Raw genomic sequence first — 9,583 nt, forward strand, 5'->3', positions numbered from 1 at the left:
GTAAAATGCGTTATTTAGCTATATTTGCGATTTCAATCACGCTAAGTTTTGGTGCAGCTAATCCGCCTATACAAGATAGAACGGGCACAGGACTTGTTTTATCAAGTCATGAACTAGCCAATAAAATAGGCAAAGAAGTTCTTGACAAAGGCGGAAATGCCATAGATGCAGCTGTAGCAGTAGGTTATGCTTTGGCTGTAGTGCATCCTGCAGCAGGAAACATAGGTGGTGGTGGCTTTGCAGTCATTCATCTAGCCAATGGAGAAAATACCACGCTTGATTTTAGAGAAATGGCACCTTTAAAAGCAAGCAGAGATATGTATCTTGATAGCAAAGGAGAAGTTATAAAAGATGCTTCAACTATAGGTTATCTAGCTGCTGGAGTACCAGGAACGGTTAAAGGTATGAGTGCTATGCTTGATCGCTACGGCACTATGAAACTAAAAGACTTGATGGCTCCTGCTATAAAACTAGCTGAAAAAGGTTATCTCATCAACGATAGACAAGAACAAACCATGCTAGAAGCTAAAGATATGTTTAAAGAATTTCCTAGTTCAAGCAAATATTTCCTTAAAAAAGATGGTAGCACTTATAAAAGCAGGGATTTATTTGTCCAAAAAGATCTAGCAAAAACTTTAAAACTTATCGCAAAGGAAGGTCCTGATGCTTTTTATAAGGGAAAAATCGCTGATTTAATAGCAACGGATATGGCTAAAAACAAAGGCATTATCACTAAAGAAGATCTAGCACAATACCAAGCTATTTGGAGAAAACCTGTAGAAGGCACTTATAGGGGTTATGATATCATTTCCATGTCGCCACCTAGCAGTGGGGGTGCTCATATCATCGAAATTTTAAATATCATGGAAAATGCCAATATAGAAAATTTAGGCTTTGCAAGCTCTAAAACTTTACACATAATGGCTGAAGCTATGCGTCAAGCTTATGCGGATAGATCAGAATACATGGGTGATCCTGATTTTGTAAAAATCCCACTTGATAAACTTACAAGCAAAGAATACGCCAAAGAAATTTATGCAAAAATTCCAAAAGACAAGGCTTTACCAAGCTCAAAAGTAAAACCTGGTTTAGGACAAATTCACGAAGGACATAATACCACTCATTATTCTGTGCTAGATAGCAAAGGCAATGCTGTAAGCATTACCTATACTATCAATGCGAGTTATGGTTCAGGTGCTGCGGTTGAAGGGGCAGGGTTTTTACTCAATGATGAAATGGATGATTTTTCAATCAAACCAGGGGTGCCAAATTTATACGGACTTGTAGGCGGAGAAGCTAATGCTATAGAACCTAAAAAAAGACCTTTAAGCTCTATGAGTCCAACTATCATACTAAAAGATGGAAAAGTATTTATGGTAGTAGGTAGCCCAGGTGGTTCTAGGATCATCACGACAGTTTTACAAGTGATTTCAAATGTGATCGATCATAAAATGGATATATCAACAGCGGTAGAATCTCCAAGATTTCACATGCAGTGGCTACCTGATGAAATCAGAACAGAGCCTTTTGGAATCATCAAAGATGTGCAAAACAATCTTGAAAAAATGGGCTATAAAATCACAAAAGAACCTTATATGGGTGATGTAAATGCTATCATGGCCGATCCAAAAACTGGAAAAATCGTAGGTTCTATGGATACAAGAAAAGAATTCTAACTTCTTATTTACCCTTGAAATTTCAAGGGTAAATTTATACAGGATTTTTAAGTCTTCTTTTAAAAAATGCTCCTAAAATTAAAATCACTGTAAAAGCAATGAAAAAATATAAAAATTTAGGCACAGGCACAGGATCTCCTGCTGCATAAGAATGCAATCCTGATAGATAGAAATTTACCCCAAAATAAGTCATCAAAATAGAATAAAATCCTATAACACTCGCACTTGCAAAGGCGTAAGGATTGTTAAATTTTGAGATAAATCTAAGATGTAAAATCATAGTATAAACAATAATAGAAATTAAAGCCCAAGTTTCTTTAGAATCCCAACCCCAGTATCTTCCCCAGCTTTCGTTTGCCCAAACTCCACCTAAGAAATTTCCTATAGTGAGTAAAGCAAGTCCTATTATCATCGCCATTTCGTTGATACAATGTAAGTTTAAAATACTTTGATCTATTTGAGCTTTTTTTGGATTTCTTAACATAAATAAAATCAAGCTAAATACTCCAAGAAAAAAGCAAAGTCCTAAAAATCCATAGCTTGCAGTGATGATAGAAACATGGATATTAAGCCAATAGGATTTTAAAACGGGCACAAGATTTGTAATTTGTGGATCCATAAAACCAAGATGTGCTACAAAAAGAGAAATTCCAGCCATAATACTTGCGGTACAAAGCGCTAAAGAAGATCTTTTATAAAAAACAAGTCCCGCAAAAGCACAAGCAAAAGCTATATAAACCATACTTTCATAAGCATTACTCCAAGGAGCGTGATCTCCTACATACCAACGAAAGATTAAAGCTAAAGCATGAGCTAAAACACTTAAAGCAATGAGAATAAAAATGGCATTTTTAAGCATTTTTGGAGCTTTTTTAAGGCTTAAAATTTCATAGACTAATAAGATAAAAAGCATACTACCTAGTAAAAGATAAATAGGGGTGAGATTGTCAAAAATATTATAATGATTTAAAAAAAGCTCTAAAGAAATTTGAGTAGGTGTAGGGATAAGATTTGATCTATAAAAATTTTGGAAATTTTTAAGTCTTTCTAAACTTTCATCGGCTTTAGAAAAATCTTTGGTACTAAGAGCTTGTTCAAAATCAAAAAAATATTTTGCCAATAAGCTTTGTATATTTTCTATATCCTTTAAATCAAAAGGCATAGGTGTAGCAGGAGAATACCAAGTATAGGTTTTTTGGCTTGGATCAGGAAATATTCTAAAAATTTCTCCGCTATAGATATAAAAAGCAGTGTTGATTTTTTCATCAAGAGCTAAAATATCTTTATCAAACTGATCTCTTAGAGCAGGTTTTTTGCGGTTTGCTTCTTCTATATAGTTTGAAAGTTTGTAAAAATCTCCATCAAAAACATCATCATAAGCAAGATATTTTTCATTTTTATCTACACCTAAAATTTCTTTTAGCTTTGCAGTTTTTACGCTAATCATTTTTATTTGTCTGAAATGTTGTGGATACATCATCATACCAAGAAAAATTTGATTATAGTTTAAACCTAAAAAATCATTTTTTTTGGTAATCTTATGGATGTAATTCATCGCTAAAGTATCGATAGGTTTTATCCTGCCATCAAAGTCTTGCACAAGTAAGCTTCCAAAAAGCATAGAATGTTTTGCAGAATTTTCTTTGATATTTTGTATAAGCTTTAAGGTATTTTCATCGGCAAAACTTTTTATGTTAAAAGCAAAAAGACAAAAAAGAATTAATAAAAGATTTTTTTGATTTTTAAGATAGTTTGATAATTTTTGAAATCTTGAGTTTTTAGCAAATAAAATCCATAAAAAACCTAAAGTCAGCAAAGTATAGCCTATATAGGTTGGAATTTTTCCAGGATCTTTATTGACTGAAAGTATGGTGCCTTGTTCGTCTTGATCATAAGAACTTTGAAAAAATCTATATCCGCCATAATCTAAAACATTATTCATAAAAATTTTATACTCAAAACTTTTATCTTGATCGATCACTTCTATATCTGAAGCATAAGAAGAAGGACTCATAGAACCTGCGTAGCGATCTAGGATAAAATCTTTTAAAGCCAAAGAAAAAGGCAGTTTGATCTCTTCAGGACCCCAGTTGAGTGCAAAAATTTCACCTCCTAGTCTAAAAGGTAAAACATTTTCATTGTTGTAATTTGGAGTGAGTAAAATTTCTTTGCTTTCATTATTAAAAGAAATTTGCATTTTGATGATAGGATTGCTTATTGCATTAGGAGCTTTTTCATAATCAAGTAGTTTTAAATTTATAGTTTTATTTTGCTGCATGGAAACTTTTTTTTCAAAACTATTATGGAGTAAAGGATTAAAAGCTACTCCAAAGGATTGATATTCTACAACCTTACCTTCATCATTATAAAGCATTAAGGCTATAAATTCATCTCTTGTCACAATGATATCAGAACTTTGTCCTTCTCTAATGTGCATACCTCCTTCTATGCCAAAATAACGCGTGATTGCAGCGCCAAGTAAAATTACTATAAAAGCACTATGCAAGAGCAAGGAAGCGTATTTTTTTCTTTGCAAAAGTTTGTGTATAAAAATAATACCTATAAGATTGATTAAAAGCAAAAGGTGTAAGATATCAAACCATAAAGCATTATAAACTAAGGCTTTAGCAGCATTTGTGCCAAAATCATTTTCGACAAAAGTCGCTACTGCACAAGAAAGAGCATAGATAAAAAGTAAAATAAGACTCATCCAAAAGGAAAAAAAGCTTTTCTTAAACATTTTTCTCCTTGTATGCTAGAAAAAGTGTTTTAAAAAGCTTATCTTCATTAAGCTTTTGATTTTTTTCATCTTTTAAAATTTCCATAGTCAAAGCAAGGCGTTTAGCACTCATAAAACCAGGATAAATCAGTAAAGTTTTATGTTTAGGAGTAAAAAATACCAAAGTAGGCGTAGCGTCTATATTGAATTCTCTTGAAAGTTCTTCTATGCTTGTTTTTTTATTATCGTAATTATGAATTTTATGATAACTTGTATTGATATAATAAGAATTATATGTGTTTTTTAAGATATTTTGAACTTCTTTGTTGTTTTGAATTTCGTGTTTTAATTTATCGCAATAAACACAATTATTTGCACTAAAAATAATTAGCACAGGTTTGTCAGAAAAAACAATATTTTGATTGTCTTTAAAAAATTCTGCGATTTCTTTGTAAGAATTGAGATCAAGATTGTTTGCATCTTGTTTGTATTGTTCTGTAGTTTTTGTTCCTTTAGAAAGAATATTTTCATCTATTTTTTCATTATTACAAGCACAAAATAACAATATTATAAATCCTAAAATCAGTTTTTTTAACATCAAATCCTTTCATTTAAATTGCCTAGAAAACCTAGGCAATTATTATTTTAACAAATCCACTATAAAAGCATAAATCATCAAGAATAAAAAGATCATTCCCGTAATCAGCATCAAATAACCTGCTAATTTAGCAATGCTTTTATAAGAATTAAATTTAGAGTTTTTCTCATATAAACTTTCAAGCCTTCCGCTTTCTTTTAGGCGTTGATAATACGCATTTCTTTCTTGTTTAATCTCGGCTTCACTTTGGGTTCCTGAGAAAATTACCATATCCATAGGGAAGCGATCTGCTCTAAAATGAGTATTGAAGAAGTGGATTGCAAAGATAAATCCTGTTGCAAGTAAAGCTTCATCAGAATGCACTAAAGAACAAAGATTGATCATCCAACCTGGTAAAAAGGTACTAAAGAAAGTAGGGAACCATAAAACCAATCCTGAAAGTCCTATAACAAACATACCCCAAAATACTGCTAGATAGTCAAATTTTTCCCAATAAGTCCAGCGGTCAAATTGTGGTCTTTCACCCATGCCAAAGAACCATTTAAAATGTGCTTTCATATCTTTAAAGTCCTGCCAATTTGGCATTAAAGAATCAGGTCCAAAAAGGGCTTTTAAAATTTTCATTTTATCAAGTTTTCCTGTTTGTGGATCACGCACTAAATCTCTTCTTTTCCAGTTTACAAGTATGATTTCTCCAATATGAGAGAAAAAGACTATAAACATAACAATAGCACTAATATGATGCACTATGGTTGCACCGATTGGTCCGCCCATAAGATCTATCATGGTTTGTGCCCAAGGAGCGGTATAAAATTTTTGCGGCAAACCCGAGAAAGCAAGTCCTAAGAAACTTACCGCCATAAAGAAATGCTGAATTTTATGGAAGGTTGAAAAACGTTTGATTAAAACCTTGTCATTGTGTGCATTTTCTTTTGCTTTTTTCCATCCTGCAGGATGTGAAAATCTTGCTAAAATCAGTCTTATACTCCAAAGTAAAGTATGCAAACCAAAGAATACAAAAACTCCTATCACTAAAGCGGTCATAAAGATATAAGCACCGTGAAGTAAAGGATAGTTTTCTCCATCACTATGATCAGCATGTGCAATAAAATTGGCAAAATTTTCATTAGAATTTGGATGACACTGTGCACAAGTTTGAACACGATTTAAAGACGATAGGGTTGAGTTTAAATCTTCAACTTTTAAAATATTGTGTTTGCCGTGACAATCATAACAGGCTGCGATTTTTGGAGCACTACCAGGACTATTTAATACCATAGCCTTACCATGAAAAGTATCATGATAGCGATCTTGTTTATCTTGATGACATTCACCGCACTTAAAATCACTTCTTTGTTTTGAGGTCATTGCATTCATTAATGGATCGTTGTTGTGGATATCATGACAAGTGGTACAAGTTGGAATTTTTTTCTTTTTTCCATCTTTATCAAGTTGTATTTGGCTGATATTTTGATGAATGCTGTGTTTAAATTCTTTATCTATATCTTTATGACAACTTGCGCAGTTTTTATTGATAAGATCTAAATTTGCAGCATTATTATAGCGAATAGATTTTTTATCTTCGCCTTTTCCGTGGCAATCCCTACAACTTGGAACATCTCCAAAATACATTCTTGAATGAATACTATCTTTAAAATCATCTAAATTTTTAGGGTTTTGCCATTTTTCTATTTGTTCTTTTTGAACTTTTCTTCCAGAAAGCACCCAAGATTCTATACCATCTAACATAACATAAACATGGGTATAGCCTAATTTTTGGCTTAAATTTGCAATATTAGAAGCATCAAAAGTAAAACGATTCGACCCATAAAAAATTAAAGTTGCATTAAAATCATCAGGTAATAAATTTTGCCAATTTTGCGCATCAACTAAAACAGCATTAGGTATATTACCTGCAACTTCTCTTTCTTCCTTGGAATTAACATCCACAAAATATACATTTTTTTGCCCTAAAAGTTTTTCAGCATCTTTCATGCTGATAGGAGTTACACCTTCAACTATACCTATTTGAATTTTTCCGTCAGCAAGTAAAAAAGGGGTTGAAAAACAAAAAACAGCAAGCAATATAAATTTTATTAAACTTTGTTTCAAAATTTACTCCTTAAACTCGCCCAAAAAATGGGCGAAAATTTTATTTTAAAATATTTTTAGCTTCTTGTATATAAACCAAAGCCTCATCTACTATTTTTTTGGAGTAAACAGGACCATGCACACCCCAAGAACCATCTTTTTGCAATTTTTCTGCAATAGCCCTTGCTTGATTTGCCAAAGTAATAACACGAGATTTTTTCTCTACAGAAAGTTTAGGATTTTCAGCCATAGCTTTATCAATTTCTTTCACGCCTTTAAGAATATTTTCATATCCATCTTTTACAGGTTTTTGCCAACCTACAACAATGTCATAGATAGTCTCTTGATCTGTAAAATGAAGTTTTTTAGGTAAATTTGATTGAACCGCACTGTGACATCCACTTGCACCTGGCCCCATTAAATTTGGATCACTAAAACTTGTACGTCCACAAGCCCACATTAAATCAAGGAAAAATCTTCCATCATCATCTCTAGCGATGGTCCATCCTGGAGTTTTTGGAGATCTTTCTTTACCTTCTGGCGGATTAAGAGTTTTAGCAGTTTTATCAACTTTTATTTTCCAAATGTGAGAAGCTCTAACATTATCAAATCCACCTTTATCGGGATTTTGAACTGCTCCAAAGTTTTCACAACTCATCATATTTGGCATGTGACAAGCTGTACAATTATCTTTTGAATGAATTCCTCCTTGTTTAAAGAAGCTAGCTTGTGTGTCATGACAATCTGTACAAGTTTTTTTAAGCCCTACTTTAGTATATCCATCTTTCCAATCATTGAAAGTAACCTCATGAGGATCGTGGCAAGTAGAACATCTCATACCCTTATCATAGTGAGCTGAACTATACATTTGCGCACCTTCAGTTCCACAAGCTGGACAGCTAGATTTAAAGAAGGCATTAAATGGTTTTCTAGGATTTTTCTTAGCATCTTCTTCATTATAAGAAAATCTTTGATGACATCTTTCGCAGTTTGATGGCATACCTGCACCTCTAGCACCATAAAGATGAGCACCTGCACCATGACATTCTTCACAAGAAATACCTTTTGAAATTGTATGTTTTCTAAGCTCTTGAGTATTTCCTAAAGCTTTATAAAATTCTTCTTTGCTTTTAAAATCAAATTTAAAACTATGACAGGTTTCACAATAAGAACTTGCAGGCTGAAAAAGCATATTTTTACGATATTGTGCTGCATAAGAATTTGTTCCCCAAACTTGAGAGCCATTACCTCCAAATTGTTCCATAGTAGTAGGGAAACCTGGAGAAAATTCTGCTATTTTTTTGGTCATTTCAGGTGTTAAAAACTCACTCCAAAGCCTTGAGAATTGATTGCCGCCAGCTACAATTTTTCCTGTCATATTACTAAGATTTCCATCTTCAACATGATAAGTTCCACGAACCAACCATCTATCAATAAAACCATATTTTGTTCTAGGTGTTCCAATTACAGCATAGACATCATCAGGATAAATTCCATCTGGTAAAATAGTAGATTGTGAGTTATACATAGGTTTTTTTAAATCATTTCCTACTTCTTCAAACTCATCAGGAAAACGAACGGTTTTTGCATGACGTGATCTTTCCCAAGCTTTATATTGAGCAGGATGACATTCACCACATTTTTTTGGACCTACAAATTTATTTGGAAAATCTAAAAAAGATTCCATTCCTAAACGATAAGTCACTGAAGTATGAGCTAGATTGTTTTGCTGTGCAAAAGTAGGACCATTAGAAAATTCTACATATTCTTCTTCCCTATCACTAATAGCATATTTACCTACTATACGACCTTCTTTTTCATATTTAAACATAGGATGATGTTCTTTAAGATATTTAAAAAACGCATCTTCTTGGTGCACATAACCCTCAAGCGTTCTTGGTTTAGTATCGCCATCTTGTGCAGCTTCTCCTTGAATAAGAACATTTGAATTTTCTGCACTACTCACATTTAAAGCAAATCCCACCCCAAGTAATAGGGTTAAAACCTTTCCCTTAGAAATAAGCTTTTTCATAAGATACACCTTATAAATAAAATTTTTAAGATAATATAATTATGAAATAAATAGTTTAAGATATAAATTATCTTATTTAAATTATATTAACTTTTATATATAAAGTTTATGTTAATTAAACTTAATAATTAATAAAATTAACAATTTCATCGTGAATTTATATATTAATTTCTATTTTTTATTTAAAATTCTATCAATAAACCAAGTAGCCGATCACGCAAACAACTTTTTTAAAAGAACTAAATTTATACAATCCATACAAATATACTTAACTTTCCAAACCCCTAAAAACACCCTATTCTCTTAAAAACCTTAACCAGCAACAAACTCTTTTTTAAACACTATTCTAAGCACCATCTAAAACAACAATAAAAATAAACATAGGATTTATATATAAAGTAAGTAATGAAGACATTTAACAAGTCCGCAATGAGCTACTTTCCCCCTGCCAGTAAGGCGTAGTATCA

Annotated in this window: 5 protein-coding genes; 1 reads left to right on the top strand and 4 read right to left on the bottom strand. The window is 32.3% G+C overall.

Features of this window, described 5'->3' with window-relative positions; genetic code table 11:
- Positions 1-5: 5 nt before the first annotated feature.
- A complete protein-coding gene (gene ggt, locus AJN58_RS04340) occupies positions 6-1,676 on the top strand; it encodes a gamma-glutamyltransferase (RefSeq protein WP_070292019.1) in 1,671 nt (556 codons plus the stop codon).
- A gap of 34 nt (positions 1,677-1,710) precedes the next feature.
- On the opposite strand, the gene ccsA is transcribed toward ggt, so the two are convergent.
- The 4 genes from ccsA to AJN58_RS04360 are packed head-to-tail and all read right to left on the bottom strand — an operon-like array spanning position 1,711 to position 9,116.
- On the bottom strand, positions 1,711-4,416 hold the full coding sequence (ccsA, locus tag AJN58_RS04345; protein ID WP_070292021.1) for a cytochrome c biogenesis protein CcsA: 2,706 nt from the start codon (positions 4,414-4,416) through the stop codon (positions 1,711-1,713).
- Entirely contained in the window at positions 4,409-4,993 is a 585-nt protein-coding gene (locus AJN58_RS04350; RefSeq protein ID WP_070292023.1) for a SoxW family protein, read from the bottom strand. Before AJN58_RS04350 ends, ccsA begins: the two co-directional genes overlap by 8 nt.
- Before the next feature lie 42 nt (positions 4,994-5,035).
- Positions 5,036-7,105 carry a rhodanese-like domain-containing protein gene (locus AJN58_RS04355; protein ID WP_083265163.1) on the bottom strand — a complete coding sequence of 690 codons (2,070 nt, stop codon included), beginning with the start codon at positions 7,103-7,105 and terminating at the stop codon, positions 5,036-5,038.
- A gap of 40 nt (positions 7,106-7,145) precedes the next feature.
- On the bottom strand, positions 7,146-9,116 hold the full coding sequence (locus tag AJN58_RS04360; protein WP_002854177.1) for a cytochrome c3 family protein: 1,971 nt from the start codon (positions 9,114-9,116) through the stop codon (positions 7,146-7,148).
- Positions 9,117-9,583 lie beyond the last annotated feature (467 nt).

This window comes from Campylobacter sp. BCW_4321 (assembly GCF_001763075.1).
GTDB classification, from domain to species: domain Bacteria; phylum Campylobacterota; class Campylobacteria; order Campylobacterales; family Campylobacteraceae; genus Campylobacter_D; species Campylobacter_D jejuni.

Coding starts and splice junctions, on each gene's coding strand:
- ggt (WP_070292019.1), top strand. CDS start 6: ATGCGTTATTTAGCTATATTTGCGATTTCAATCACGCTAAGTTTTGGT.
- ccsA (WP_070292021.1), bottom strand. CDS start 4,416: ATGTTTAAGAAAAGCTTTTTTTCCTTTTGGATGAGTCTTATTTTACTT.
- AJN58_RS04350 (WP_070292023.1), bottom strand. CDS start 4,993: ATGTTAAAAAAACTGATTTTAGGATTTATAATATTGTTATTTTGTGCT.
- AJN58_RS04360 (WP_002854177.1), bottom strand. CDS start 9,116: ATGAAAAAGCTTATTTCTAAGGGAAAGGTTTTAACCCTATTACTTGGG.